This is a genomic window from Rhodococcus sp. IEGM 1381, assembly GCF_030056795.1.
In the GTDB taxonomy this organism is placed as follows: domain Bacteria; phylum Actinomycetota; class Actinomycetes; order Mycobacteriales; family Mycobacteriaceae; genus Rhodococcoides.
On the sequence record NZ_JASHKQ010000009.1, the window covers coordinates 77,049 to 102,789 of the forward strand.

The following is a 25,741-nucleotide window of genomic DNA, read 5'->3' on the forward strand; positions in this document are numbered from 1 at the left end:
AAACCTCTTTGCTATCGAACGACGATGTGCTCGGCGCGCATCGCATCTTTGACCTGACCGATGGTGAGATCGCCGAAATGGAAGACGCTGGCGGCGAGAACGGCGTCCGCCCCGGCCTGCACTGCGGGTGAGAAGTGCTCCACTCGTCCCGCTCCCCCGCTGGCGATGACCGGCACGTGCACCGCAGCCCGGACGGCCGCGATCATCGGTAGATCGAACCCGGCCTTCGTGCCGTCGGCATCCATCGAATTGAGCAGAATTTCTCCCACGCCCAGTTCGGCACCACGTACCGCCCATTCGACGGCGTCGATACCGGTTCCGCGTTTGCCGCCGTGTGTGGTGACCTCCCAGCCCGACGGGGTGTCCTGCTGCCCCTGCGGAACGGTTCGAGCGTCGACCGAGAGCACGACGCACTGAGACCCGAACCGCTCACTGAGCTCACGCAGCAACTCGGGTCGGGCGATCGCGGCGGTGTTGACACTGACCTTGTCCGCTCCGGCCCGCAACAGACGATCGACGTCGGCGACAGTGCGTACTCCGCCGCCGACGGTGAGCGGAATGAACACCTGCTCGGCTGTACGGCTCACGACGTCGAGCATCGTGCCTCGATCCGAGGTAGACGCGGTGACGTCCAGAAAGGTCAGCTCGTCGGCTCCCTGCTCGTCGTAGGCAGCCGCTAGTTCGACGGGATCGCCTGCGTCGCGGAGGTTTTCGAAGTTGACACCCTTGACGACACGTCCGGCATCGACGTCGAGGCACGGAATCACTCTGACCGCGACGCTCATCGCGCAGGTCCTTCCAGGTAGTCGGCGGGGTCACCGAGTTCGGTGATCACCTTCAGTAGCTCGTCGTGCACTCCGGGCCCGGCCGCGAGCACCGACGTCGAGTCGACCGTCCAGGGTTCGCCCGCGAGGTCGGTGACGATTCCGCCTGCGGCGCGCACCAGCAGCGCACCGGCAGCGTTGTCCCAGGCCCGGTGGCCGAAGACGACCGCGCCGCCCAGTACACCGCTGGCCGTGTAGGCCAGATCCACTCCGGTGGCACCGTGCATCCGCAGGCGAGAGGACTGCATCGACAGCTCTTCGAGGATGCGGAACCTGAACCGTCCGGGCAATGAGCCACGGCTGGCGACGTTGAAGGCACCGAATCCGATCATGGACTCGCGCAACACCTTCGGCTGCAGCGTTGGGAGCTCGACACCGTTCAGAAGAAGCGGACCGCCTGCTACAGCGGCGAATCGCTGATTTACCAGCGGCAGCCACGTGAGCCCAAGGACGGGTTCTCCGTCATCGAGCAACGCCAACAGCGTTCCCGCCGAGGGCAATCCCGACGAGTAGTTGAACGTGCCGTCGATGGGGTCGAGCACCCAGACGAGTCCGGAGTTCAGATCCGGTCCGCCGAATTCCTCACCGTGAACAGCAATTCCGGTTGTCTCGAACAATTCCGCACCGAGCCGACGCTCGAGTTCGAGATCCACCGCGGTGGCGAAATCGTCGGGGCCCTTCTGCACTGCACTCGGTGCGCCGACGCCCGCAACGAACCGATCGCGGACGCCGTCGAGCAATCCACCGGCGATCTCGAGCAGACGAGTCGGTTCCTCGGGAAGGGTCATTCGTTGCTACCGAGACACCGCGGCGAGGGCATCGGGCAGCGTGAAACGTCCGGCGTACAGCGCTTTTCCGACAATGGAACCTTCCACACCGCGATCGACCAGGCCGGCAATCGCTTCGAGATCTGCAATGGTGGACACGCCGCCCGACGCGATGACCGGCTTGTCGGTCTTGGCACACACGTCGGCGAGCAGTTCGAGATTGGGCCCCGTCAATGTGCCGTCCTTGGTCACGTCGGTGACCACGTAGCGCGAACACCCGTCGCGCTCGAGCCGCTCGAGCACCTCCCACAGATCGCCGCCGTCGCTGACCCAGCCGCGGCCGCGTAGACGAGGAGCGCCGTCGACGATCAGCACGTCCAGACCGACCGCGACGCGATCACCGAACTCACCGATCGCACGGGAGCACCACTGCGGATCCTCGAGGGCTGCAGTACCGAGATTGACTCGCGCACAACCGGTCGCCAGCGCCGCGCGCAGCGACTCGTCGTCACGAATACCGCCCGACAGCTCTACCTTGACGTCGAGTTCGCCGACGACCGACGCGAGCAACTCCCGGTTGGAACCCCGCCCGAACGCGGCGTCGAGATCGACGAGATGGACCCATTCCGCGCCATCGTTCTGCCACGCGAGGGCGGCATCACGGGGCGACCCGTACTTGGTCTCGCTTCCGGCTTCTCCTTGAACGAGACGAACAGCTTCGCCGCCTGCGACATCGACAGCAGGCAATAAGACCAGGCTCACGTGCGGTTATGCTACGGGCCGAGCGGCGGTCGATTCAAAACGGGTCGGCGGTGGCCAGGAACGACTGGTCACTTACTCAGGAGTGCAGCCTGCAGAACGACAGAATCACTACTTCCGGCCGAGCTCCTTGGTCATACGAGTGGACACCACTCCCATTGCTGCGATCGCTCCGACCACACCGGCCAAGGCAATCGACAGAGCTACGCCGGCGCTCGGCTGCAGGATGGCGATCAGGGCAGTGGCGAGTGCCAGCACCGCGACGGCCGCACCGAGTGCCCGGAAGGCCAACCTTCCCAGCGAGAACTCTCGGTCGCTCACACCGATCGAACCCAGTTCTCGAGTAGCGCGGCACCGGCGTCACCGGATTTCTCCGGGTGGAACTGGGTGGCCGAGAGCGCGCCGTTCTCCACGGCAGCGAGGAACCGGCCGCCGTGATCGGCCCACGTGAGCAACGGCGCAGCGATGGTGTCGCTGGGTTCGAGCTCCCACTGCTGGGCAGCGTAGGAATGGACGAAATAGAACCGGGTCTGCGGGTCGATGCCGTCGAACAGCACGCTCTTCTCCGGTGCCTCGACGGTGTTCCAACCCATGTGTGGCAACACGTCGGCTTGCAGGCGCTCGACGGTGCCAGGCCATTCCCCACACCCGTTGGCTTCGACACCGAATTCGACGCCACGATCGAACAGGATCTGCATCCCGACGCAGATGCCCAACACTGGACGTCCACCGGCCAGACGACGCCCGATGATGCGGTCACCGCGCACCCCCAGCAGACCCTCCATGCACGCGGCGAACGCTCCGACACCGGGAACGACCAATGCCTCTGCATCCAACGCTTCGTCGAAATCCGAGGTCACCGTCACGTCGGCACCGACCCGGGCCAACGCCCTCTTCGCCGAGTGCAGATTGCCCGAGCCGTAGTCGAGCAACACCACAGAAGTCATGAGGGAAGTCTATCGGGGCGTGGTCGGGCGATCAGCGCCACCGCCGCAACGACGACCACCGTGATTGCGGCCGCGGTGAATCCCGCGGTGTACCCCACGCTCGTGGCGAGAACGCCCAGCGCGAGCGCACCCGCACCGGTGCCTGCGTCGAAGCTGATGTTCCAGACGGCGCTGGCGCTGCTGTATCGAGCGGGCCCGGCCGCGTCGAACGCCATCACCAAACTGTCGTTCTGGCATGCTCCGTATCCGATTCCGAACAGAACGGCGGCAACGAAGAACAGTGCAGCGGGCATGTTCCCCAGTGCAGCGAACGCGAACAGCGCAATGCCGATCGCAGCCGACACCAGCGCGGGAACGACGGAGCGTCCGATGCCGATTCGATCTGCAACCGATCCTGCGGTGTACCGTCCGACGAGCATCGCTGCGCTGACGACGGCCAATGCGAGACCGATCATGGCGGCTCGGTTCGATTCGGCAATCGGGAGCAAGCTGGTGATTCCGCCGTAGGCCGCAGACACCGAAGCGACGACGAGGCACGGCACGAGGAACTGGCGCACGTCGAGGCGAACTCGCTCGGTCGCGGGCGGCTGTGGTGCGGGTCTGGTGGGTGGTAACAGCGCTACACCGATCACACCCGCTGCGGGCACCAGGGCACCGAGCACGAACACAGCCGTCGGATTCGCAGCAAAGATCACCAAACCCAGTGGCAGCGTGATCATCTGAGCCAACGCAACGGCGATCCCCTGCGCACCCGTCGCACGGCCGAGCAGAGCAGTGGGGGCCAGCTCGGCGACGATGGCAGCACCGGCCACCGTCAGCATGCCGAAGCCTGTTCCTCTCAGGGCCGACACGGCCAGTGCCGGTACGGCATCGACCGACACGATGAACAGCAGCGACGGAACACCCAGCAGCAGACAACCAGCAGCAAGTACCGCGCGGTGGCCGACGCGCATCAGCATCCGCGGCACGAACAGCTGAGTGATCACCGTGGTGGTCATGAAGATCGCGGTGCTGGCCGCCGCCACCGCGTCGGATGCCCCGGATTGCGACACTGCCAGGGGTATGACCGGAAGCAACAATCCCCAGCCACCGAACGACGCTGCCCCCATTGCCATCGCGGCCGGAAGCCCACGAATCGCCAGCAGACCACTCAAAGCACGAACGCCGGTCGATCGGTCACAGACTTCCTTTGGTAGAAAGAATTCCGGTCACCCGAGGGTCGTATTCGGTGGCCTGACGCAGTGCCCGCGCGACCGCTTTGAACTCTGCTTCGGTGATGTGATGCTGGTCGCGGCCGTAGATCACTCGGACGTGCAACGCGATCCGAGCGTTCGAGGCCAGCGTCTCGAACACGTGCTTGTTGATCACGGTGGAGTACGGAACGCCCGGATAGCCGCCGATGACGGAGTGCACCATGTAGTCAGGCTCACCGGTGTGCACGCAGTACGGACGACCCGACACGTCGACGGCCGCGTGCACGAGCGTTTCGTCCATCGGAATGAACGAGTCGCCGAACCGGGTGATGCCGGCCTTGTCGCCGAGGGCCTGCCCGAGGGCTTGCCCAATCACGATGGCGGTGTCCTCGACCGTGTGATGTGCCTCGATCTCGATGTCGCCCTTCGCGCGCACCGTCAGGTCGAAACGAGCATGGGTACCGAGCGCGGTGAGCATGTGATCGTAGAAGGGAACGCCGGTGGAGATGTCGACGATGCCGGTGCCGTCGAGGTTCAGCTCGACCGAGATGTCCGACTCCTTGGTGGTGCGCTCGATCTTTGCGATACGGGGAGCGGGTGTGGTCACTTCTGTGCCTCTGCTCTTTCGGTCGATGCGAGTGCTGCGCTGACGGTGAGGAACCGGTCGTTCTCGTGCGCCAGTCCGATGGTGACGCGTAGATATTCTTCAATTCCGACGTCCCGGATGAGCACACCTTCGTCCAGGTACCGCGTCCAGGTTGCGGCCGCATCGGAGAACCGGCCGAAGAGCAGGAAGTTGGCGTCGGACGGGACCACGTCGTATCCCTGGCCGGCGAGTGCACGTGCAACCCGATCACGCTCGGCGGAGAGCTCGGCCACGCTGCCGAGGGTGTCCGAGGCGTGCCGCAGCGCCGCGCGAGCGGCGGCCTGGGTGACCACCGACAGGTGATAGGGCAAGCGCACCAACAACATCGCGTCGACGACGGCCGGGGCCGCAACGAGATATCCCAGCCGACCACCGGCGAACGCGAACGCTTTGCTCATGGTTCGGCTGACCACGATCTTGCTGGGGTAGCTCTCGATCAGTCCGATTGCGCTTGTCGCCGAAGAGAATTCGGCGTAGGCCTCGTCGACCACCACGATTCCCGGTGCGGCGTCGAGGATCCGCCGCAGATCCTGCTCGTCGATACTGTGCCCCGTCGGATTGTTGGGGCTGGTGACGAACACGACGTCGGGCTTGCGCTCCTCGATCGCCTGCACCGCATAGTCGACGTCGAGCGAGAAGTCTGCCCGACGCTTCGCGGGAATCCATTCGGTCTGAGTTCCCGAGGAAATGATCGGGTGCATCGAATACGACGGCACGAAACCCAGCGCGGTGCGGTCCGGTCCACCGAACGCCTGCAGAAGCTGCTGCAGAATTTCGTTGGATCCGTTGGCCGCCCACACGTTGGCGGTCTCGACCGCGAAGCCGGTCTGGCCGGTCAGGTAGCGCGCGAGGTCGGCACGCAACTCCTCGGCATCGCGATCTGGATAGCGGTGCAGTTGCGCAGCAGCAATCCGCACCGAATCAGCGACGTCGTCGATCAAGGCCTGCGTCGGCGGATGCGGATTCTCGTTGGTGTTCAACTGAACCGGCACGGTGAGCTGCGGCGCACCGTAAGGCGACTTACCGATCAGCGCCTCGCGCAGAGGTAGGTCTTCCAGCGAGACCGACTGTCCCAGAGCATCGCTCATGACGCATCACCGGTGCGCAACCCTTCGAACCGCAGCCGCACCGCTTCGCCGTGGGCCGGGAGATCCTCCGCATTGGCCAGGGCAATGACATGCGCAGCAACATCTTTGAGCGCAGCTTCGCTGTAGTCCACCACATGGATGCCCCGCAGGAACGTCTGCACGCTCAGGCCGGACGAGTGCCGAGCGCAGCCGGCGGTCGGGAGCACGTGATTGGACCCGGCGCAGTAGTCACCGAGGCTCACCGGCGACCAGGCTCCGACGAACACGGCACCGGCGCTGCGCACCCGAGCTGCGACGTCGGACGCGTCCTTCGTCTGGATCTCGAGGTGTTCGGCGGCGTACGCATTGACGACCGCCAACCCCTGCGTGATGTCGTCGACAAGAACGATGCCGGACTGGCTACCGTTCAGTGCCGTGGCCACGCGTTCCGCATGCCGAGTGGAGGCCATCTGCGCGTTCACGGCCACATCGACCGCGTCCGCGAGTTCGGTGCTGTCGGTCACCAGCACGCTGGCGGCCATGACGTCGTGTTCGGCCTGGCTGATCAGGTCTGCTGCCACATGGATCGGGTCTGCGGTGCCGTCGGCGAGAATCGCGATCTCGGTAGGTCCTGCCTCGGAGTCGATTCCGATGAGCGAGCGGCACAGCCGCTTGGCCGCGGTGACGTAGATGTTGCCGGGACCGGTGATCAGATCGACAGGTGCCAGTTCACCGCCATCGGTATCGACACCGCCATACGTGAGCAGAGCGATACCCTGGCCGCCGCCCACAGCCCAGACCTCGTCGACGCCGAGGAGCTGCGCGGCCGCGAGGATGGTCGGGTGGGGCAGGCCACCGAAGTTCTTCTGCGGCGGTGACGCCACCACCAGCGAACCGACACCTGCAATCTGGGCCGGAACGACATTCATCACGACCGACGACGGGTACACAGCGTTGCCACCGGGCACGTAGAGCCCCACGCGATCGACCGGAATCCAGCGCTCGGTCACGGTGCCGCCGGGTACCACCTGGGTGGTGTGGTCGGTTCGGCGCTGATCCGAGTGCACCAGACGGGTTCGCTCGATCGCGACCTCGAGCGCCGCCCGGACGGCTGGATCCAGCTCGTCGAGTGCTCGAACCAACTCCTGCTGGGGAACTCGAATGTGGTCCGGTCGGACTCCGTCGAATTTCTCGCTGAACTCGAGGGCCGCGTCGGTACCGCGCTCCTTGACTGCGTCGACGACGGGGCGAACCTGATGCAGCACCGAATCGACATCCACTCCGCCTCGGGGAAGTGCGCCGCGTAGTTCGGCGGTGGATGGAGTTCGTCCGCGTAGATCGACGCGCGCGAGCTCGATGCGGGCAGGCATAGTGGGCCCCTTCGTGAAGTCGGTTCGGTGCCGGGGTTCGGTCGAATCAGTGTTGTCCGAACTCCCAGGATAGTTCCACCGAATTCGGCTCAGCCCCGCACGTCCCACAGATGGTGAATCGGATCGTGGATGTAGTACGCGGCCAGTGATTCGACGGAGAAGTTCGACCCGTCGCTGCGTCGACCCGTCCGGTGTCGTTTCTCCGGCGGCACGGCGGCGAAATCATCGGCGAGAGCCAAGGCAGCATCGGCGAGCCCCGCAGCCACCGACGCGGGGTTCTGCTCGTTGTAGTTCTCGGACACCGCGGTGGCGTCTTGGTCCCAGTTCGCGAACTCCGGATCGTCCTCGTTGAGCACCAGCTCGAGGCGGGTACGGAAGATTCGATGCGCGTCGCGAACATGAGCGGCGTATTCGAGCGCAGACCACGTCGAGTCGTCGGGGCGCAGTGCTACGTCGTCGCGCCGCAGAACCGCATCCCAACGCTCGACGTCGGCGCGGATCAGGTCCGGGATGTCGTCGTAATCGACGGCACTCGAGTCGAACCCGCAATCCGGGCACGCTCGCTCGAGTACCCAGGTCCAGTTCTTGGTGTCGGGATCGATCGGCATGCCGGTCAGAATAGATTCAGGTCAGGCGTAGCGGGCAGCCAGGTTGTGCAACGTGCTCTTGATCCCCTGCGCATTCTTCTGCGGCATCTTGAACAGCTCCAACATCTTCGGAACCTTCGCCGTGCCGTACTTGAAGCTCTCGGTCACTGTGGTCAGGCCCGGCTGCGTCTCCTCGAACTCCCAGCGCCAGCTGTGACCCATCGGGTGCTGCCATTCGACGACCTTGTGCCGATCAGCGTCGACGAACTCGGTGACGGTGCTGGTGATCTTGTACGGCACGCCGTACTGCTTCATGCCGACGGAGAACTTCGCGCCGGTGCTGAGGCGATCGGGACCGCGGACGGTGTCCTTGACCGTGCCCGATCCGTCGAGCTCGCCGTGCCGGGTGGGATCAGCGACGATGTCGAACAATTCGGACGCCGACGCCCGCACCTCGGTCTGACGGGTGACTTGCTGCGGACCTGTGTCGATAGTTCTGATGTCTGCCATCTCCCCGGGCTACCCCACAGCGCCTCGTTCGACACACCGGTCGAGACGAAAGCGAATTGACGGGCATAGTTCAATGAACACATGTCCTGGTCAGTGTGGCTCGCATTTCTCGGTGCGAGCATCGTCATCAGTCTGTCCCCCGGTGCCGGTGCCATCGCATCGATGTCCACCGGGCTTCGCTACGGCCTGCGCCGCGGCTACTGGAACATCTTCGGTCTGCAGATCGGCTTGCTCCTGCAGATCGGCATCGTCGCCGTCGGACTGGGTGCAGTGCTCGCCAGCTCGGCACTGGCGTTCACTGCGATCAAGTGGTTCGGTGTTGCGTACCTGGTCTACCTGGGTGTCCGTCAGTGGCGGGCAGCTCCCACCGACGTCGCCGAAGCCCCCGCGGTTGCCGACCGCGGAACGACGATGCTGGCACGAGGATTCCTGGTCAACGCCAGTAACCCGAAGGCCGTCGTGTTCATGGTCGCCGTCCTCCCCCAGTTCCTCGATCCGGCACTGCCTCTGCTCACTCAGTACCTCGTCATCGCGTCCACGATGGTCGCGGTCGACATGCTGGTGATGACCGGATACACCTCACTGGCATCTCGGGTACTGCGGCTGATGCGTTCACAGCGTCAACAGAAGACAATGAATCGCACGTTCGCCGGGATGTTCTTCGCTGCCGCAACGTTCCTCGCGACCGTCCGTCGGGTCACACCGTGAGGAAGTATCGCGTGATCATGAAGAACGCGCTCGGCGGTGACCCGATTCCATTGGGATTGTTCGACACTCTCCTCGAAGCCAACACGTGGATCCAGGATGTCGGTAAGCGCGACGAGCACGAACTCGGCACCTACACAGTGGAAGTCGTCGACGAGTGAGTGGACGGTGTCCGTGTTCGAGTGGTGACACCTTCGACGCATGTTGTGAGCCGTATCTGCGCGGCAATGCGAGCGCGCCGACGGCCGAGAAGCTGATGCGATCTCGATTCACTGCGTTCGCCGTCGGCGATGCGGCTTACCTACGCGCGTCGTGGCATCCCGACACCGTTCCGGACGAGGTGGATGTCGATCCCGATCAGCGGTGGTACCGACTCGACATTGTCGGGGTCGACGCCGGCGGACTGTTCGACGACGAGGGAACCGTCGAGTTCCGAGCGCACTACAAGCACCCCGAGGGGGCGGGCACGATGAGCGAGAAAAGTCGATTCGTCCGCGTGGGCGGCCGCTGGCTTTACCTCGACGGGGTGGTCTCGCGCTAGAGGTTGCGCAGCTTGGTCGGCCGATTCCCTGCAGTACGACGTGCTTCCTGCTTCTCCTTGATCCGTTCGGCATCCTTGCGAACCTGGATCTGCGTCCGGCGCTCACGAACGAGCCACTGCGGCGGGCTGGCGACGAGCTCGTCGATGGCGTCACTGGTCAATGCTTCGGTGACACCGCCGCGAGCCAGGCCTGCGATGGAGACGCCCAGCTTCTTCGCGATGACGTCGCGGGGAAACGGTCCGTTGGTCTGCAAGTCGGTCAGCCACTGCGGCGGATCGTTACGCAACGCGTCCAGGTCGGATCTGCTGACCATCGAGTTCTGAAACTCTTCGGGCGCTGCGGGAAGGTAGATGCCGAGCTTGTTCGCCGCGGTCAATGGCTTCATGGTCTGCTGTTTGTTCTCCGGGCTCACCGGACCACCTTATCCGGCATTCCGCGGACTCGACGCCACCGTCCCGCACGTTGCGCGCCGTCCCATAGGCTCGACTCCGTGAACATCGATGTGCAGACACTGCGCTGGTACGCCGCAGTGGCGCAACAACTGCATTTCGCCCGCGCTGCTCAGTCGCTCGGAATCTCGCGAATCCGCCTGAGCAAGACCATCGTGGAACTCGAGGAGCAGCTCGGCGTCGACCTGTTCGTGCCAGGGGTCTCCCCCACCGAACTCACTGAGAACGGCCGCGCTCTGCTCGAGCGGGCTCTGGTGGAGATTGCCGAGGACGATCGACTGTCCGAGCTAGCCGAGGTTGCTGCTGCCGAGCCGACGACATTCACCATCGGATACGCCGAAGGTGTGACGCTGACGAAGTGGACGCGTATCTGGGCGGATCGGTTCCCGGACATCACGCTGGCCGTAACGGCGACGACGCCGGAGACACAGGTGTCGGCCCTGCACGACGGAACGGTCGATGTGAGCTTCGTCAGGCCGCCGATCGATCGCGAGGGCCTGAGCGCCATCGGCCTGTATCAGGAAGTCCAGGTTGTGGTGGTCCCGAAAGACCACGCCGTCGCAGCATTCGATTCCGTAACCGCGAACGATCTCGCCGACGAGCATCTGCTGGCGGATCCCGCGACGGTGCCCGAATGGGCTGCTGTGGCAACGGAACTCGAAGTCGGCAATCGCTCTGCCCTGCCCCCGATGAATTCCACTGCCGAGACGTTCGAGTACGTGGCTGCCGGGCTGGGTGTGGCGATAGTGCCGCATTCGGTGGCCCGATTCAACGCTCGCAAGGATCTCGTCTACCGCCCGGTGACCGACATCGAGCACTCCCAGATTGCGTTGGCCTGGGTCGCCGAACACGAGGACGACCGCATCGAGGAGTTCATCGGCATCGTACGAGGACGGTCGACCCGAAGTTCACGAGGCTCGGCAGACGACGCGCCAGTCAAGAAGAAGAAGGCGCACCCCTCCAAGCCGGCTCGTCCGGTGGTGAAGACGAAAACGAACACCCGCCGCAGCGGCAAGCGTCGCTAGACGGGCCGACGACCTGTGACGAACCGGGCGAACTAGAGACCCAGGCCCCGCAGTCGGTCGATCTCACGACGATCGCGCTTGGTCGGTCTACCCGCTCCTCGATCACGACGCGGTACTGAGGCCAGAACTTCCTTCGGAGGCGGCGGCGGACTGCGGTCGATCAGACACTCGGGGACAACAGCTGCACCGACACGCTTGGTGATCGCCCGCACGACCACAACGATCTTCTCCACGCCGTCTACCCGGAGCCGAACCTCGTCGTTCGGACCGATTCGCAGACCGGGCTTCGCGGGGGTTCCGTTGACGCGGACGTGCCCACCACGGCACGCAGCGGCTGCCGCGGACCGCGTCTTGAACAACCGCACCGCCCAGATCCAGCTGTCGAGGCGGGCACTCTGTACTTCCATCTTCGAACGAATTCCTCACATCGCGGGGCTCGACTACATGTCCAGACCGAGATCGAGCACTGTCACCGAGTGTGTCAGACCGCCCACGGCCAGAAAGTCGACCCCCGTCCGCGCGTAGTCCCGTGCCACGTCGACCGTCAACCCACCCGAGGATTCCAGCTTGGTCTCGGGAGCGAACTTGTCGCGACGCTGGACCGCCATCTGTGTCTGCCACAGCGCAAAGTTGTCCAGCAGAACGAGTTCGACGTTCTCGGCAAGTACCTGGTCGAGTTGTTCGAGGCTGTCGACTTCCACTTCACAGGCGATGTTCGGCGCAGCGGCCCGCACCGCGTTCAACGCAGCGACGACCGATCCGGCAGCCGCAACGTGATTGTCCTTGATGAGCGCGGCATCGCCCAACCCCATTCGATGATTGACTCCACCGCCGGCGCGCACCGCATACTTCTGCAACGAACGCATGCCCGGCAACGTCTTTCGGCTGTCCCGAATCTTGCACTCGGTGTCTATTACCTCGGCGACCCAGCCGGCTGTCGCGGTGGCGATCCCCGACAGATGGCACACGATGTTGAGCATCGTGCGCTCGGCTGTGAGCAACCCTCGTGTCGGGGCCTCGACCGTCAGAACGGTCTGTCCTGGTTCCACACTCGCCCCGTCCTCGATGCGATGCACGATGGAATATCCCTCGCGACCGATCACCTCGTCGAGGACCAGAAGGCCGACGTCGAGGCCGGCGATCGTGCCGAACTGGCGTGACACCACCGAGGCCGTCGCCACGGCGTCCTCGGAAACCGTTGCGGTGGTGGTGATGTCGGGTCCGTACCGTAAGTCCTCATCCAGCGCCGTCCGGATCAGTGCAAGCACCTCGGCTCGGTCGACGCCTGGGTTCACCTCGGTCGAGATTTCGGACATGTCAGCTCGCTCCCGTCATCACGTCGTTGTTCACGATCCCCAGCTGTCCGTCGGGATCTCGTTCGATGTGCAGGCTTCGGCCTTGCGCCGGCGCACTCTCGGGGAAATCGCGTCGGGTGTGGCACCCTCTGCTTTCGCGACGATGGTTCGCGGCCAGGACGATGACCTCCGCCGCGGCCGTCAACGCAGCATCCTCGACTGCGCGTGCATCGACCGGCGGTTCCGATACGACACCGTGGGCCAGGACGCGTTGTGCCGCAGCGAGTCCCGCTGCATCGCGAACCACACCGACCTCAGCCGTCATCGTGTGCTGCAGCACGCCGCGGTCGATGCGTCGGTAGGTGGGTAACGCGAGGTCCGTGACCTCGACCCTCGTGCCGACCCGCTCGGCAGCCACAATCGCCGCACGCTCACCCACGACAAGACCTTCGAGCAGACTGTTCGAGGCCAACCTGTTCGCGCCGTGCAAGCCCGTGCGTGCCACTTCACCCGCGGCGAGCAAGCCCGGAACCGAGGTGCGTCCAGCCGTATCCGTCACCACTCCTCCGCACGAATAGTGCGCTGCAGGTGCCACCGGAATCAGGTCCGTCGCCGGATCGATGCCGGCCTCGAGGCACGAAGCGGTCACGGTCGGGAATCGCTCGTGGAAGTGCTCCACGAGGCGGGCGTCGAGCAGCACGTGGTCGCCGCCGCTGTCGTGCAGTAGTTCTGCAATGGCCCGGGACACCACGTCGCGTGGCGCAAGATCACCGAGCGGGTGCACTCCGGCCATGAACGCACGGCCTGCGACATCCACGAGGTGTGCACCCTCGCCGCGTACCGCCTCGCTGATCAACGGACGGCGTCCCGTCGTCCCGGCAGCGAACAGCACCGTCGGATGGAACTGCACGAATTCGAGATCGGCCACGCGGGCACCTGCATCGAGGGCGAGCGCGATGCCGTCTGCCGTCGCGCCGGCCGGGTTGGTGCTGCACGAGAACAGCTGTCCCAGTCCGCCGGTGGCCAGGAGAACCGTCGGGCAATGAACGACTCCGACGCCACGAGGCCCACGGACGAGGAGACCGACAACCTCGCCGTCGGTGGTCAGCACCCGCAGCGCGGTCGTGTCGAACTGCACCGTCGGCACTGCACCGTCGAGTGTGCGCTGCACCTCGGCACCGGTGGCGTCGCCGCCGGCATGGATGATGCGGCGCACACTGTGGCCGCCTTCCCTGGTGCGTGCGACAGAGCCGTCGGCAGCGCGATCGAATTCTGCACCTGCAGCTTCGAGCGAGGCGATCGCCGCCCGCCCGCCGGTAACGATGGAGCGCACGGCGTCCTCGTCGCACAGTCCTGCACCGGCAGCACACGTATCGGCCACGTGCGATTCGATCGAATCGTCGACTTCTGCTCCGACGACAGCGATCCCACCCTGGGCATACTGCGTCGCGGTGTCGGTGGAGCTCCCCTTGCTCACGGTCAGCACCCGAAGGCCGCGGGCGGCAGCGGTACGAGCCGCAGTGAGTCCGGCGATACCGCCGCCGACAACGACCAGATCAGCTCCGGTTTCCCACGCGACCGACGGATTCACTCGCCGCCGCCGGGGGTACCGATTTCGATCATCCGCTGCACCGACTTACTGGCAATGTTGGCGGTTTCGAGGTCGACATGTACCTCGTCTCGTCCTTCGACGAGGCAGCGAAGCAGCGCCGCAGGGGTGATCATCTTCATGTAGCCGCACGATGCACGGTCGTTGACGGCGAGGAATTCGACGTCGGGTGCCGCCATCCGCAATTGGTGCAGCATGCCGATCTCGGTGGCGACCAGGACCTGCTTCGACGCGGTGGTGCGGGCAGCGTCGAGCATGCCGCCGGTGGAGAGAATCTTGACCTTCTCGGCTGGAACGAATCCTTCGCCGGCGAGGTAGAGAGCCGACGTGGCGCAACCGCATTCGGGGTGCACGTACAGCTCTGCATCGGGGTGGGTGCGAGACTTCTCGGCCAGCTCGTCGCCGTTGATGCCGGCGTGCACGTGGCATTCTCCGGCCCAGATGTGCAGATTCTCGCGTCTGGTCACGCGCTTGACGTGTGCGCCGAGGAACTGATCCGGCAGGAACAGGATGTCGCGGCTGGGGTCGATGGACTGGACGACCTCCACGGCGTTGGACGACGTGCAGCAGATATCGGTCAGCGCTTTGATCTCGGCGGTGGTGTTGACGTACGAGACGACGACGGCGTCGGGAAAATCGGCCTTCCATTCGCGGAGCTGGTCTGCGGTGATGGAATCGGCCAGCGAGCAGCCGGCGCGCTGGTCCGGGATGAGGATCGTTTTCTGCGGGCTCAGGATCTTGGCGGTCTCGGCCATGAAATGAACTCCGCAGAACACGATCGTGTCCTCGGAGACCTCGGCGGCCATACGCGAGAGCGCAAGAGAGTCGCCGACGTGGTCGGCGACATCTTGAATCGCCGGCAGCTGGTAGTTGTGCGCGAGCAGAGTCGCGCCGCGTAGATCGGCGAGCCGGCGCACTTCGGCCGCCCATTCCGGAGTTGCCTCCACTCCCCCGTAGCCACCTGCTCCGTCGACGATGTCGCGAACTCCGGCGAATGCCGAGTCCAGGATGTTCACCCGGGTAGCGCTGCTGGTCATGACGGTTCTCCTTCACCGATCATCCGGTCGTCGGTGACCGAATTTCCTCCGAGGGAGTTTTCGACCTATGATCGAAAACATGATTCATCGTAGCACCGTCCACGAAGTACTCATTGCGGTGTTCCAAGTTCGAGCCTTTTCCGACCCGGACATCCCCGAACTGGCGGTGCTGCTGTGGCAGCGCGCCCTCGATCCCGAGGTCGGCACCTGGTCGCTACCCGGCGGCACTCTGCGCGACGACGAGAACCTCGCGACATCCGCACGTCGCCAACTCGCCGAGAAGGTCGACGTGCGCTCGGTGGCGCACCTCGAACAGCTGTCGATCTTCAGCGAACCCGATCGGGTACCGGGAGACAGGAGGATCGCGTCGACCTTCCTCGGCCTGGTGCCTATCTCGGCAGAACCGACACTGCCTGCGGACACGACATGGCACCCCATCTCCGCTCTGCCCCACATGTCGTTCGATCATGGAACCGTCGTCGCTCACGCGAGACATCGGCTGGTCGCGAAACTGTCGTACACCAACATCGGCTTCGCACTGGCACCGGTCGACTTCGCGATCTCGTCCCTGCGCGAAATCTACGGTGCAGCACTGGGGTACCAGGTGGATGCCACCAACCTGCAGCGAGTGCTGAGCCGTCGCGGCGTCATCGAACCCACGGGCCGTCGGGCACCATCGGGCAAAGCCGGAGGCAGGCCGCCGGCTCTGTTTCGCTTTGCCGACAACAGCATTCGAGTCACCGACGAGTTCGCCGCGTTGCGCCCGCCCACCCCCAATACTCCCTAGCCCGCACGCTCGCGAAGGCCGGACGCCGGCGGGACAGCTATGGCACCCTCGCACTGTTCGCCGGTAAGTTCCGTGCGGTGGAAAAAACGGCATTCGATTGGTATCTACGAGACGTCATGGATCCAGTCGATACCTCGACGGTCGGCCGCTGCGACGAAACGAACGCCGAATACTGCGGCCTGGTGGCCCAGCTCCACGGTGAACGGTGGAGGGTGCGCACAGCTCGCGTGACGCCGCGTAAACCCGGTCTCTTTCTGGCCTTTTGGCGACGAGGGGCGGACGGAACCACAGAACCGTTCCGATCGACGGACCAGGATGGACTTCTTGTGCTGATCGACACAGACGGTCACCGCGCGGGATTCAGATTCACGGCAGAACAACTCGACCGACTCGGGATCACCGCATCCCCGGCACACTTGGGAAAGCGGGGCTTTCGCGTGTACCCAACCTGGTGCACCGGGCTCAATCCCCAGGCACGACGAACGCAGCAGCAGCACGCGGAGGCATTCTTCGAGGTCTGAACCTTCGGAGCTGCCGACGTCGAGCCCTGGACGCACCGCTGCTCTCGTGCACGCAGACAGATCGCAAAAATGGATCGACGTCAGTCGGCCCGATTCGAGTCGAACGACGGTGGCGGCGGGTAGAACTCGACGTCGAGGTCGTCCGGTTCGGGATCGGTATGTCGCAGATTGTCGTTGGGGTTCATTGCTGCCAACAGCAGAACGACCAACGACGCCGTCAGCGCCTGGACGATCAGCACCAGTGGAGTCTCGATGCTCGGTGCCACCGTGACGATCGAGCCCACTACAGGGTCGGCGGACTTCGGAAACCGCAGAGCGGCAATTGCATTACCGACCACAATCGCAGCGATCGAACCGGTCAGTGCACCCACGAAGATTGCCGCGAACAGGCGTGCACCCCGCTCCGACTTCCACAGCCACCAGCCGACCGGGAGTACGAGACCGAGGGAGAACGAGACGAGGGAGAAGATCGCGATGGCGTCGAATCGGTGCAGACTCTCGCCGGTCAGAGCCGCCCCGCGGTCCTGCGCCACCACGAGCAACTGCTGCGCGGGTGCCAGTAGGCCCCACAGCATGCCGCCCAGTGCAGACAGCGCCACCGATATCGCTACCACCACCGCCATAACCCGGCGGGTGCTGTGTCGCGGTGGACTTTCGAGCAGTTCCGACATGGACACCTATCGCCTGCCCGTCGCTGCCGAGTCGATCAGGCCGTGCCGCGAGCACACCGAGGACCACCCGTCGGGGACAATCTGAACCACCATTCGGCGCCCGCATCTGGCGCAGAAGCGCGGAGGTTCGAGCCCGAGGCGGACGGCGACCGGCAACGAATCGGAACCCGCTACCGCCTCGGACGTGACAGACCGACCGGTGTGCGGGTCGAAGTGGGTCTCGCTCGTCATTCGACCCACCCTAATACGCACATCAGATAGTCGAGTTCAGCGCTTTGATCGGCATCTGCAGCTGACCGAGAAGATCGAGGTCCTGCTCTGCCGGACGGCCGAGAGTCGTCAGATAGTTTCCGACGATTATGGCGTTGATCCCACCGAGTATCCCCCGCTCGGCACCGAGATCGCCGAGCGTGATCTCGCGGCCGCCGGCGAATCGCAGAATCGTCCGCGGCAGTGCGAGACGGAACGCGGCGACGGCGCGCAGAGCATCGGATGCCGGCAGCACGTCGAGGTCTCCGAACGGGGTCCCCGGTCGCGGATTGAGGAAGTTCAACGGCACTTCGTCGGGCTCGAGTGCGGTGAGATCGGCCGCGAATTCGGCTCGCTGCTCGAGTGTCTCCCCCATCCCGAGGATGCCGCCGCAGCACACTTCCATGCCTGCCTCCCGCACCATCCGAAGCGTGTTCCACCGCTCCTCCCAGGTATGCGTGGTCACGACATTGGGGAAGTACGATCGAGAGGTCTCCAGGTTGTGGTTGTAGCGGTGCACACCCATCCCTGCGAGCTGATCGACCTGATCTTGCTCGAGCATGCCCAGCGAACACGCGATGTCGATGTCCACCTCGCCTCGAATGGCTTCGATTCCGGCCGCGACCTGGGCAAGCAGCCTGGCGTCGGGTCCGCGTACCGCCGCGACGATGCAGAATTCTGTGGCCCCGGTCTTCGCGGTCTGCTTGGCCGCCTCCACCAGAGACGGGATGTCGAGCCAGGCAGCGCGCACCGGAGATGCGAAAAGCCCTGACTGCGAACAGAAGTGGCAGTCCTCGGGACATCCGCCGGTCTTGAGGCTGACAATTCCCTCCACCTCCACCTCGGGGCCGCACCACTTCATTCGCACTTCGTGCGCCAGCAGCATCGTCTCCTCGAGACGGTCGTCGCCGAGTTCGAGGACCTCGAGAACCTGAGATCGTTCGAGTGCAATGCCGTCGTCGAGCACCTGTGTACGCGCCGTGCGCAAAATGTCCATTCCGGTCCCCTCGTAGACGAACGGCGACATATTGAACACCGTTCAAGTTGAACGGTGTTCACGTTAGGCACCGCGCTCGGCTACTGTCAAAGCGACGAGGCGTCGATCGAATTGGGGGAAGCAGTGCAACTCAACAGGCAGGACGTCCTCGACGGCGCGATCGCCATTCTCGACGAGTACGGCCTGGCCGACCTGACCATGCGCCGGCTGGCGACGTCCCTGCACGTGCAGCCCGGTGCGCTGTACTGGCACTTCCCCAACAAACAGACCCTGCTCGGCGCGATCGCCGACGATCTGCTCTCCAGCGCCGATGCACCGCCCACCGAGGGCGCGTGGGACACGCAGATCGAGCAGATCGCGCATCGGCTGCGCGACGCGCTTCTCTCCCGTCGAGACGGGGCCGAACTGGTCGCCGCGACCTACGCGTCGAGGATGACCACCAATCGCATTCGCGAACGCATTGCCGCCGTCTGCATTCGCGCGGGACTTCCGCGACGCGACGCAGAACTGACCGCCGACACCCTGCTCTACTACGTCCTCGGCCAGACCGTGGACGAACAATCGCGTCTACAGATGGACTCCGCGGGAGCCCTCACTCCCGAAGCGTCCCCCATCTTCGAGAGTCCGGACCCGACCAGCAGATTCGATTTCGGATTGCGGCTTTTCGTCGACGGAGTCCGCCACTCGACAACCGATCGGATCCGGCGCTAGAGCTCCAGCCGATCAGGACTCCGCGAAGACGATCCGCTCGCTTCCGTTGTCCAGGGTCATGGTGCCGTCGTTCCGAGACCACCGTGGCGTGGACGTCAAGAACGCCGAGAGCCACGCGTCCTGATCCATCAAAGCTCGAGGGCAGCCGATTCGGGTAGAACCGAGAGAATCGGTGGTGATCCTGCCCTGCGAGGTGTCCACCGTGGCGAACAATCTGTTGCACCCGGCCTCCGCCGAAATTCGGTCGTCGGCGAATTCGAGCCTGATCGTGGTTCCGTCCACCGGCACATACGAGTCGGAAGCGTCGATGGAGGTATAGGTCTTGTCGGCCGGGAATTCGCCGTACGAGTCGGCACACCCGGAAGCCACCGCGCTCACGCCCAACGCGAGAGCGACCAACGCGCGCCGCGCGTCAGCCACCGAAGATCGGCCCCAGGCCGGCAGCACCGGCATTTCCGCGGGACGCGAACGGGTTGTCGTGCACCATGTACGTCCAGGTCGAGGTCGGTCGACGCAACCCGGCGTCGTCGAGATCGATTCCGTCGGAGGTGATGTCGGCCGACTCGAAGGTGGCGTGTGAGAGGTCCATCGCCTTCGAAGACACCGTCCTGAACGCTTCGACCGCGATGCGGTGATACTCGTCCAACGGATTCTCGCGCCCCAAGGCCCGAAGGTGAATGCTCTCACGCACGTCTGCGAGGTGCGCGAGGTAATCGGACCACGACCGATCGAGGTGGTACAGGACTATCTGGCGGGCGACCTCGACCAGAGTCTCCTCGGACACGTTCTCGCGGAGCTCTTTCGAGCGCTTCGGCGACTGCTGCTCGAGCAGAGTCAACGCCTCGTTCGAGTCGAGTAACGTCGCTCGGCGGCGATCCAGGATCTCGCGGTGTTGAGCCGTCAGCTGATTGTAACGCCAAGTACGAGAGTGTATTTCGAGCATCTGGCCCTCGGCGATGCGTTGTGCGTGATCGACACGGTCGGCCGCTGCCGGCGAGGTGAACATTCCGCTGTCATCGATACCCTTCGGTGCATCCTTGTCGCCGATGTTGTTCTTGACGACGTCGTCCTCCCAGCTGCCGAAGAACAGCGAACGACCCGGATCTCCCTGCCGACCTGCGCGCCCCCGGAGCTGATTGTCGAGTCGCTCGGTTGTGTGGCGACCGGTGCCGAGAACGACCAGTCCGCCGAGCTCGGCAATACGTTCGCGATCGGCACCGTCGGGACCGCCGAGCTTGATATCGGTTCCGCGGCCCGCGATCTGAGTCGACACCGTCACCGCGCCGTGCACTCCGGCCGCGGCGATGACCGCTGCTTCCTCCGCATCGTTCTTCGCGTTGAGCACCACCACGTCCACGCCCGACGCAGTGAGTGTCTCGGCCAACGCCTCGGACTCGGCGACATCATGGGTTCCGATCAGAATCGGCTGGCCGGTCTCGTGAATCTCCTTCACCTGCAGTGCAATTGCAGCGTTCTTGTGCTCGATCGTGTCGTACACACGGTCGTTCTCGTCGACCCGCGCGGTCGGCACGTTGGGCTCGATGATCGAGACGCCGAGGCTGTAGAACGTACGAAGCTGCTCCCCCGCCGCCATCGCCGTGCCGGTCATGCCGCACACCGTGGCGTACCGATTGATCAATGCCTGCACGGTGATCGTGTCGAGAATTTCGCCGGTCTCGGTTGGCTCGAGCCCCTCTTTGATCTCGACCGCCGCCTGCAGCCCGTCCGGCCAGCGCTGAAGTTCGGCGACGCGGCCACGCGAGGCGTTGATCAGCTGAACCCGCCCGTCACGAACGATGTAATCGACGTCGCGCTGCACCAGCACCTGCGCGTGCAGAGCCACATTGACCGCCACCAGCGTCGATCCGACATGCTGCTCGGAGTACAGATCGATTCCGCCGAGCTCTTTCTCGATCCGCAACGCACCCTCGTCGGTGAGGAACACGTTTCGTCCCTCGGCATCGGTGTCGTAGTGAACACCCTTGTCCAACAATCGGACTGCGTTCATCACCGTCGAGGTCGAGACGTCACCCGACACCGAACCCGCCAACACCAGCGGGACGAGCGCCTCGTCCACCAGCACGGAGTCGGCCTCGTCGATCAGCGCGACGTCCGGGACGGGCGAAACCAGGTCCTGTCGATCGTTCACCAGATGATCACGCAGGACGTCGAAGCCGACTTCGTTGACCGAGGCGTACGTGATGTCGCAGGCGTAGGCGGTGCGACGCTCCTGCGCGGTCGACGCCTCACCGATGGAACCGACCGTGATGCCCAGAACCTCGAACAACGGCTTCATCCACTGCGCGTCGCGTTGTGCGAGGAAGTCGTTGACCGAAATGACGTGCACCGAACGCCCGGACAACACATATCCGACGGCAGCGATGGCACCGGCCAACGTCTTGCCCTCACCGGTCGCCATCTCCACCACATCACCGGCGAGAAGTCGCACGGCACCATGGAGTTGTACGTCGAAGGGCCGCATGGACAGTGCTCGCTCGCTCGCCTCGCGCACCAACGCGAGGTACCGCGGAACATCGAGCCGCGCTGCACTGTCGACGCGGAGTGCGGTCGCCTCTGTCGCCAAGTCGCTGTCGTCCAGAGCAGCCGCCCACTCGGCGTGATCCTGGGCTCGGTCGACGCGCTGACGGGACGTGCTCTGCGCCTTCTGCGCGGAGCGTCCGAGTACACGCCAGAACCGGTCGGAGCCCAAAGCCATGTGCAATCCCTACCTGAGAAAGAAAGAACGTTCCTTTCCACAGTACCGAGTGCGACGTCGTCCTCGGTTCTGCATCATCGATCGACCGTGTACTCGTTCACCACCACCCCCGACTCGAAGGGGGTACTGGCCACGAGGCGACTTCGGGTCGGCGAGTACCCACGCTCGGCGAAGAGGCGCTTACCCGAGCCGAGCAGTATCGGGTTCACCTTGAGGATCAGCCTGTCTATTTCGCCCGCTACAGCCGACGCCAGCATCCCTCCGCCGGCCAGCCAGATCCCACTACCTTTCTCTCTCTTCAGCTTTCGGACCATCGCCGCAGGGTCCTCACCGGTGAGAGTCACGGCCGCTTCCACGCCCGAGTGGTTCCGCGAGAAAACGTACTGCTTCAAGTGGCCGTACGGACCCTCCGGCGGATGGATTCCACCGGCCTTGTACGTGTTCCAACCCATGAGCACGGTGTCGAAACGACTCAGGTCCGGGGTCAGTCCCGTCGCCCGAAGGCCCAGTGTCGGAATGGTATCGGTGTACTCACGCAGAATCATGTCGATGTGGTCGCCCTGCATCGGGAAGTCCGCGAAGGTGTCGTCGGGGGCAGCGATGTAGCCGTCGAGACTGACGGCGACGTAGTAAACCAGTTCGCGCATGAAATTCTCCGATCACGACGGGTGTAGTGGTTGCTTTAGACTACGACATCCGTAGTGGTTCCGCTAGCCTGTTTCCATGGCTCGCAACCCACTCCGACGCTCCGAACTGGCCGACGCCGGGCTTCGACTGCTCGCCACCGAAGGAGCTCGCGGACTGACCCACCGCGCGATCGACGAGGAAGCAGCTGTACCCAAGGGAACGGCATCGAACTATTTCAGGACCCGCGCCGATGTCATTGCCGGACTGATCGAACGCATCGGCGAGAGACTCGCACCCGACGCCGAGGTCCACGAACCACTCGCTGCGCAACCTCCCAGCCCCGAGCTGTTCGGCGCGTACATCCGCGACATCGTCGCCCGACTGCTCGCGAACAGCGACGTGACACTCGCACTGTTCGAGTTGCGGCTCGAGGCATCGAGACGACCGGAGATCAGGGAGATGCTCGGCGGCTGGCAGCGCTCGAATTTCTCCGCCGACGTCGAATTCAACCTCGCCGCAGGACTACCCGGGGGTCGCAAGGAAGTCGCACTCTTCCACTACGCGATCGATGGCCTACTGCTCGACCGCCTCACCTACCCGATCGATCCGGACACCTCGACGGACGAGGTTGTCGACGCCCTGGTTGCAGGCCTCCTGCACCCCCGATCGGTGCCCTGAACACCCACTGACCCCAAAAACCTGGACAAACCGACGAGTCCGTATTACCGTCTTCCACTAATCAACTAGTGAAAGGGTCCTGGTGATCGCGTACCGCATCGATCGTCAGTCCGGCATCCCCACATATGTCCAACTGATACTGCAGACCAAACAGGCCTTGCGCCTCGGATCACTCAACGTCGGCGACAAGCTCCCGACGGCTAAAGACGTGGTCACGGCACTTGCCATCAACCCGAACACGGTGCTCAAGGCCTACCGCGAACTCGAACGAGAAGGCCTGGTCGAACCACGGACCGGATCGGGAACCTTCGTCGTCGCCTCCCTGGCGAAACCCGGCATGGCCGAGAGATCAGCCCTCGAGAACGAACTGGGCCGCTGGATCCGCCATTGCCTGGCAGCAGGACTGGACAGACCGGACCTCGAGGCCATCGTCACCGCTGCCCTCGACACCCACTTCGACCGACCGGAAAGAGACGGATCATGACCGACGCAGTTCTCACCATGGACGAGGTGGCAAAGTCGTTCCGCCGAAAGACTGTCCTCGACCACTGTTCGTTTGCCATCGAAAGAGGAAGCGTCACAGCGTTGGTCGGCTCCAACGGTGCAGGCAAGTCGACTCTGATGTCGTTGGCCGTCGGACTGCTCACACCGGACTCCGGCAACATCCGAGTACTGGGCGAAGCCGTGGGCCAACGCGGCATCGCGCCTGGCCTCTCCTACCTCGCTCAGCACAAGCCTCTGTATCCGCACTTCACCGTGGCCGAGATGCTCCGATTCGGCCGAAACACCAACGCTCACTGGGACGATGCTTATGCGGCAGAACTCGTTTCCGCAGCGGGGATAGCCGTCTCGGCACGCGTCAAGTCACTCTCCCCCGGCCACCGCACCCGGGTCGCGCTGGCCTTGGCTCTGGGTCGGCGACCGGAGGTACTGCTGCTCGACGAGCCTCTCGCAGATCTGGATCCGGTTGCCCGCCGCGCAGTGGCCCGAACTCTCATGCGCGACGCGGCCGAGAACGGCACGACCATCGTCCTGTCATCGCACGTGTTGTCCGAACTGGTCGACGTCGCCGATCGACTACTCCTGTTGCGCGACGGACGCATTCGACTGGACGGTGAACTGGACACCATCACCGCCGAGCACTACCTCCTCGTCGGTAGCACCGATGCCGAACCCACCGCTGACAACGGAACCATCATCTCCGACGTATCTGGTTCCGGCGCAGCAGTATTCGTTGTCCACGGCACTCGACCGGAGACAGCGCGACCGGGCTGGACCGTCGAAGACGCCACAGTGGACGACGTGGTACTCGCACACCTCGGTACGGAGGTAGCGGCATGATCTGGGTGACGTGGAGACAGTTCCGCGCGACAATTCTGTTCGGGGTCCTGACCCCACTGGCGTTGGCAGCGATCACCGTTGCGATCACAGTTTTCGACGGTGGCGTTTTCCCCACGGCTTCCCTGAGTGGATGCTTGTCGTTCGAGGCCACGAAGTGCAGGGCGGAAACCGCGCAGGCGGTCGCAATCATGTTGACCGTCGTCCTACCTGTGGTGCTGGGCGCCTTCGTCGGCGTGACGGTGTTCTCCCGTGACCTCGAACGGCGAACGCACGTAATGGGTTTGAGCCAGTCGGTCAGCCGACGGCGGTGGTACACGACGCGAGTGGCCGTGGTGTTCGTGCCCACTGTGCTCGCCATGACGCTGCTCGGATGCTCCTTGTACTGGGCCAAGTATCAGACCGCGCCCGATGAGTTCGCCGTCGGCTTCGGCGGATACGATTCGGCCCTCGAGTTTCCGGTTTTCGGTGCAACAGGATTCGTCGCAGGTGGTTACACCGCCATCGGACTGATGCTCGGCGCAGCCCTTGCATTGGCTCTACGAAACACAGTGGCAGCGATGATAGGGACTGTAATCGCCACCTCGCTACTGATCTCGTTGTTCCCCGGGCAGATTCGGGAGCACTTTGCGGCGGCATCCGTCGAAGAGCTGACCCTGGAGCAGAAAAGCAACGAGATGTACGGCGGCGGTACCCCGGACTTCTCTCTGCCACTCGACTCGAGTGAACTATTCTATGCGCGTTGGGTTTTTTCGTCCGACTATGTCGATGCCGATGGACGACCCGTGGCGATCGACTGGCAACAATGCGGCCAACTCGAGAATCGTCGGGACATGAGCGAATTCGAGACGGTCGCCGACTACGAGGAGTACTCGGATGGGCTACTCGAGCGGGTCAAGGAATTACAGCTCGACTGCTTCCGCGCTCAGGGGGCCGACGCTTTCGAGACGAAATACCACGAGGATCGACTGTTCTGGCGGTTCCAGGCGATCGAGACAGCTCTGTCGTTGCTGATTGCCGGTCTTTTCGGAGGACTCTCTCTACTGCTGGTCAGGAGACTGCGGCCGTGAGATCGAATGGTCGGTGAAATAGCCACGGCAACAGCAATTTTCGA

General features: G+C 64.1%; 33 protein-coding genes and 1 pseudogene. 12 read left to right on the forward strand and 22 right to left on the reverse strand.

Annotated features, from left to right (window positions below; translation table 11 throughout):
• Positions 1-11: 11 nt before the first annotated feature.
• From hisF to QM797_RS18725, 11 genes are all read right to left on the reverse strand, one after another.
• Positions 12-785: an imidazole glycerol phosphate synthase subunit HisF gene (hisF, locus tag QM797_RS18675; protein ID WP_283277158.1), complete on the reverse strand. Its 774-nt coding sequence runs from the start codon at positions 783-785 to the stop codon at positions 12-14.
• On the reverse strand, positions 782-1,612 hold the full coding sequence (locus QM797_RS18680; RefSeq protein ID WP_283277159.1) for an inositol monophosphatase family protein: 831 nt from the start codon (positions 1,610-1,612) through the stop codon (positions 782-784). The genes hisF and QM797_RS18680 overlap by 4 nt, the downstream gene beginning before the upstream one ends.
• Before the next feature lie 6 nt (positions 1,613-1,618).
• Positions 1,619-2,353 (reverse strand): bifunctional 1-(5-phosphoribosyl)-5-((5-phosphoribosylamino)methylideneamino)imidazole-4-carboxamide isomerase/phosphoribosylanthranilate isomerase PriA, encoded by a 735-nt coding sequence (gene priA, locus QM797_RS18685; protein WP_008715867.1) that lies wholly within the window; start codon positions 2,351-2,353, stop codon positions 1,619-1,621.
• 108 nt (positions 2,354-2,461) lie between these two features.
• Positions 2,462-2,671 (reverse strand): hypothetical protein, encoded by a 210-nt coding sequence (locus tag QM797_RS18690; protein ID WP_283277160.1) that lies wholly within the window; start codon positions 2,669-2,671, stop codon positions 2,462-2,464.
• Positions 2,668-3,297 (reverse strand): imidazole glycerol phosphate synthase subunit HisH, encoded by a 630-nt coding sequence (gene hisH, locus QM797_RS18695; protein ID WP_283277161.1) that lies wholly within the window; start codon positions 3,295-3,297, stop codon positions 2,668-2,670. Before hisH ends, QM797_RS18690 begins: the two co-directional genes overlap by 4 nt.
• Positions 3,294-4,412: an MFS transporter gene (locus QM797_RS18700; protein WP_283277241.1), complete on the reverse strand. Its 1,119-nt coding sequence runs from the start codon at positions 4,410-4,412 to the stop codon at positions 3,294-3,296. The genes hisH and QM797_RS18700 overlap by 4 nt, the downstream gene beginning before the upstream one ends.
• A gap of 61 nt (positions 4,413-4,473) precedes the next feature.
• Entirely contained in the window at positions 4,474-5,097 is a 624-nt protein-coding gene (gene hisB / locus QM797_RS18705; protein WP_283277162.1) for an imidazoleglycerol-phosphate dehydratase HisB, read from the reverse strand.
• Positions 5,094-6,224, reverse strand: a complete 1,131-nt coding sequence (locus QM797_RS18710; RefSeq protein ID WP_283277163.1) for a histidinol-phosphate transaminase — start codon at positions 6,222-6,224, stop codon at positions 5,094-5,096. The genes hisB and QM797_RS18710 overlap by 4 nt, the downstream gene beginning before the upstream one ends.
• Positions 6,221-7,573 (reverse strand): histidinol dehydrogenase, encoded by a 1,353-nt coding sequence (hisD, locus tag QM797_RS18715; RefSeq protein ID WP_283277164.1) that lies wholly within the window; start codon positions 7,571-7,573, stop codon positions 6,221-6,223. The genes QM797_RS18710 and hisD overlap by 4 nt, the downstream gene beginning before the upstream one ends.
• Positions 7,574-7,662: 89 nt before the next feature.
• Positions 7,663-8,181 carry a DinB family protein gene (locus QM797_RS18720; protein WP_283277165.1) on the reverse strand — a complete coding sequence of 173 codons (519 nt, stop codon included), beginning with the start codon at positions 8,179-8,181 and terminating at the stop codon, positions 7,663-7,665.
• A 21-nt stretch (positions 8,182-8,202) separates the two neighbouring features.
• A complete protein-coding gene (locus QM797_RS18725; RefSeq protein WP_032403983.1) occupies positions 8,203-8,670 on the reverse strand; it encodes an SRPBCC family protein in 468 nt (155 codons plus the stop codon).
• Positions 8,671-8,751: 81 nt separating this feature from the next.
• Here QM797_RS18725 and rhtB point away from each other — a divergent pair, with 81 nt between their 5' ends.
• Genes rhtB through QM797_RS18740 form a run of 3 tightly spaced genes read left to right on the forward strand, consistent with a single transcriptional unit; the run spans position 8,752 to position 9,916 of the window.
• Positions 8,752-9,378 carry a homoserine/homoserine lactone efflux protein gene (gene rhtB, locus QM797_RS18730; protein WP_283277166.1) on the forward strand — a complete coding sequence of 209 codons (627 nt, stop codon included), beginning with the start codon at positions 8,752-8,754 and terminating at the stop codon, positions 9,376-9,378.
• 11 nt (positions 9,379-9,389) lie between these two features.
• Positions 9,390-9,536, forward strand: coding sequence for a hypothetical protein (locus tag QM797_RS18735; RefSeq protein ID WP_155292933.1), 147 nt, complete (start codon positions 9,390-9,392; stop codon positions 9,534-9,536).
• On the forward strand, positions 9,533-9,916 hold the full coding sequence (locus QM797_RS18740; protein ID WP_283277167.1) for a YchJ family protein: 384 nt from the start codon (positions 9,533-9,535) through the stop codon (positions 9,914-9,916). The genes QM797_RS18735 and QM797_RS18740 overlap by 4 nt, the downstream gene beginning before the upstream one ends.
• Here QM797_RS18740 and QM797_RS18745 read toward each other — a convergent pair.
• Complete coding sequence (locus QM797_RS18745) at positions 9,913-10,329, reverse strand: DUF5997 family protein (RefSeq protein ID WP_269608293.1); 417 nt, start codon at positions 10,327-10,329, stop codon at positions 9,913-9,915. The two genes, QM797_RS18740 and QM797_RS18745, sit on opposite strands and share 4 nt — an antisense overlap.
• Before the next feature lie 78 nt (positions 10,330-10,407).
• Between QM797_RS18745 and QM797_RS18750 the strand changes: the two genes are divergently transcribed.
• A complete protein-coding gene (locus QM797_RS18750) occupies positions 10,408-11,391 on the forward strand; it encodes a LysR family transcriptional regulator (protein ID WP_283277168.1) in 984 nt (327 codons plus the stop codon).
• Between the two features lie 32 nt (positions 11,392-11,423).
• On the opposite strand, the gene QM797_RS18755 is transcribed toward QM797_RS18750, so the two are convergent.
• Genes QM797_RS18755 through nadA form a run of 4 tightly spaced genes read right to left on the reverse strand, consistent with a single transcriptional unit; the run spans position 11,424 to position 15,332 of the window.
• Positions 11,424-11,798 carry an RNA-binding S4 domain-containing protein gene (locus QM797_RS18755; RefSeq protein ID WP_283277169.1) on the reverse strand — a complete coding sequence of 125 codons (375 nt, stop codon included), beginning with the start codon at positions 11,796-11,798 and terminating at the stop codon, positions 11,424-11,426.
• A 33-nt stretch (positions 11,799-11,831) separates the two neighbouring features.
• Positions 11,832-12,707, reverse strand: coding sequence for a carboxylating nicotinate-nucleotide diphosphorylase (nadC, locus tag QM797_RS18760; protein WP_283277170.1), 876 nt, complete (start codon positions 12,705-12,707; stop codon positions 11,832-11,834).
• 1 nt (position 12,708) lies between these two features.
• On the reverse strand, positions 12,709-14,277 hold the full coding sequence (locus QM797_RS18765) for an L-aspartate oxidase (RefSeq protein WP_283277171.1): 1,569 nt from the start codon (positions 14,275-14,277) through the stop codon (positions 12,709-12,711).
• On the reverse strand, positions 14,274-15,332 hold the full coding sequence (gene nadA, locus QM797_RS18770; protein WP_283277172.1) for a quinolinate synthase NadA: 1,059 nt from the start codon (positions 15,330-15,332) through the stop codon (positions 14,274-14,276). The genes QM797_RS18765 and nadA overlap by 4 nt, the downstream gene beginning before the upstream one ends.
• A gap of 79 nt (positions 15,333-15,411) precedes the next feature.
• Here nadA and QM797_RS18775 point away from each other — a divergent pair, with 79 nt between their 5' ends.
• Both QM797_RS18775 and QM797_RS18780 read left to right on the forward strand, forming a co-directional pair.
• A complete protein-coding gene (locus tag QM797_RS18775; protein WP_283277173.1) occupies positions 15,412-16,119 on the forward strand; it encodes an NUDIX hydrolase in 708 nt (235 codons plus the stop codon).
• Positions 16,120-16,235: 116 nt separating this feature from the next.
• Positions 16,236-16,640 carry a MepB family protein gene (locus QM797_RS18780; protein ID WP_283277174.1) on the forward strand — a complete coding sequence of 135 codons (405 nt, stop codon included), beginning with the start codon at positions 16,236-16,238 and terminating at the stop codon, positions 16,638-16,640.
• An 80-nt stretch (positions 16,641-16,720) separates the two neighbouring features.
• On the opposite strand, the gene QM797_RS18785 is transcribed toward QM797_RS18780, so the two are convergent.
• From QM797_RS18785 to bioB, 3 genes are read right to left on the reverse strand one after another with little or no spacing between them, the layout of a single operon-like run.
• Positions 16,721-17,263 (reverse strand): DUF2567 domain-containing protein, encoded by a 543-nt coding sequence (locus QM797_RS18785; protein WP_283277175.1) that lies wholly within the window; start codon positions 17,261-17,263, stop codon positions 16,721-16,723.
• A gap of 54 nt (positions 17,264-17,317) precedes the next feature.
• Complete coding sequence (bsaP, locus tag QM797_RS18790; RefSeq protein ID WP_283277176.1) at positions 17,318-17,542, reverse strand: biotin synthase auxiliary protein BsaP; 225 nt, start codon at positions 17,540-17,542, stop codon at positions 17,318-17,320.
• 22 nt (positions 17,543-17,564) lie between these two features.
• Positions 17,565-18,557 carry a biotin synthase BioB gene (gene bioB / locus QM797_RS18795; protein WP_283277242.1) on the reverse strand — a complete coding sequence of 331 codons (993 nt, stop codon included), beginning with the start codon at positions 18,555-18,557 and terminating at the stop codon, positions 17,565-17,567.
• A 123-nt stretch (positions 18,558-18,680) separates the two neighbouring features.
• Here bioB and QM797_RS18800 point away from each other — a divergent pair, with 123 nt between their 5' ends.
• Positions 18,681-19,268, forward strand: coding sequence for a TetR/AcrR family transcriptional regulator C-terminal domain-containing protein (locus QM797_RS18800; RefSeq protein ID WP_283277243.1), 588 nt, complete (start codon positions 18,681-18,683; stop codon positions 19,266-19,268).
• 12 nt (positions 19,269-19,280) lie between these two features.
• On the opposite strand, the gene QM797_RS18805 is transcribed toward QM797_RS18800, so the two are convergent.
• From QM797_RS18805 to QM797_RS18815, 3 genes are all read right to left on the reverse strand, one after another.
• Positions 19,281-19,688 carry an META domain-containing protein gene (locus QM797_RS18805; protein ID WP_283277177.1) on the reverse strand — a complete coding sequence of 136 codons (408 nt, stop codon included), beginning with the start codon at positions 19,686-19,688 and terminating at the stop codon, positions 19,281-19,283.
• Positions 19,681-21,984 carry an accessory Sec system translocase SecA2 gene (gene secA2, locus QM797_RS18810; protein WP_283277178.1) on the reverse strand — a complete coding sequence of 768 codons (2,304 nt, stop codon included), beginning with the start codon at positions 21,982-21,984 and terminating at the stop codon, positions 19,681-19,683. Before secA2 ends, QM797_RS18805 begins: the two co-directional genes overlap by 8 nt.
• 74 nt (positions 21,985-22,058) lie before the next feature.
• On the reverse strand, positions 22,059-22,631 hold the full coding sequence (locus QM797_RS18815; protein WP_283277179.1) for a dihydrofolate reductase family protein: 573 nt from the start codon (positions 22,629-22,631) through the stop codon (positions 22,059-22,061).
• 76 nt (positions 22,632-22,707) lie between these two features.
• On the opposite strand from QM797_RS18815, the gene QM797_RS18820 reads away from it, so the two are divergent.
• From QM797_RS18820 to QM797_RS18835, 5 genes and pseudogenes are all read left to right on the forward strand, one after another.
• Positions 22,708-23,289: a TetR/AcrR family transcriptional regulator gene (locus QM797_RS18820; RefSeq protein WP_283277180.1), complete on the forward strand. Its 582-nt coding sequence runs from the start codon at positions 22,708-22,710 to the stop codon at positions 23,287-23,289.
• 82 nt (positions 23,290-23,371) lie between these two features.
• Positions 23,372-23,773 (forward strand): GntR family transcriptional regulator, encoded by a 402-nt coding sequence (locus QM797_RS18825; protein WP_283277181.1) that lies wholly within the window; start codon positions 23,372-23,374, stop codon positions 23,771-23,773.
• 86 nt (positions 23,774-23,859) lie between these two features.
• Positions 23,860-24,183 (forward strand): annotated as a pseudogene (locus tag QM797_RS26395) (ATP-binding cassette domain-containing protein); the annotation flags it as partial.
• Positions 24,184-24,192: 9 nt separating this feature from the next.
• Positions 24,193-24,630 carry an AAA family ATPase gene (locus QM797_RS26400; RefSeq protein ID WP_502942363.1) on the forward strand — a complete coding sequence of 146 codons (438 nt, stop codon included), beginning with the start codon at positions 24,193-24,195 and terminating at the stop codon, positions 24,628-24,630.
• The gene (locus QM797_RS18835) at positions 24,627-25,697 is read left to right on the forward strand and encodes an ABC-2 membrane transporter-related protein (RefSeq protein ID WP_283277183.1); all 1,071 of its coding nucleotides are present in this window, start codon (positions 24,627-24,629) and stop codon (positions 25,695-25,697) included. The genes QM797_RS26400 and QM797_RS18835 overlap by 4 nt, the downstream gene beginning before the upstream one ends.
• Positions 25,698-25,741 lie beyond the last annotated feature (44 nt).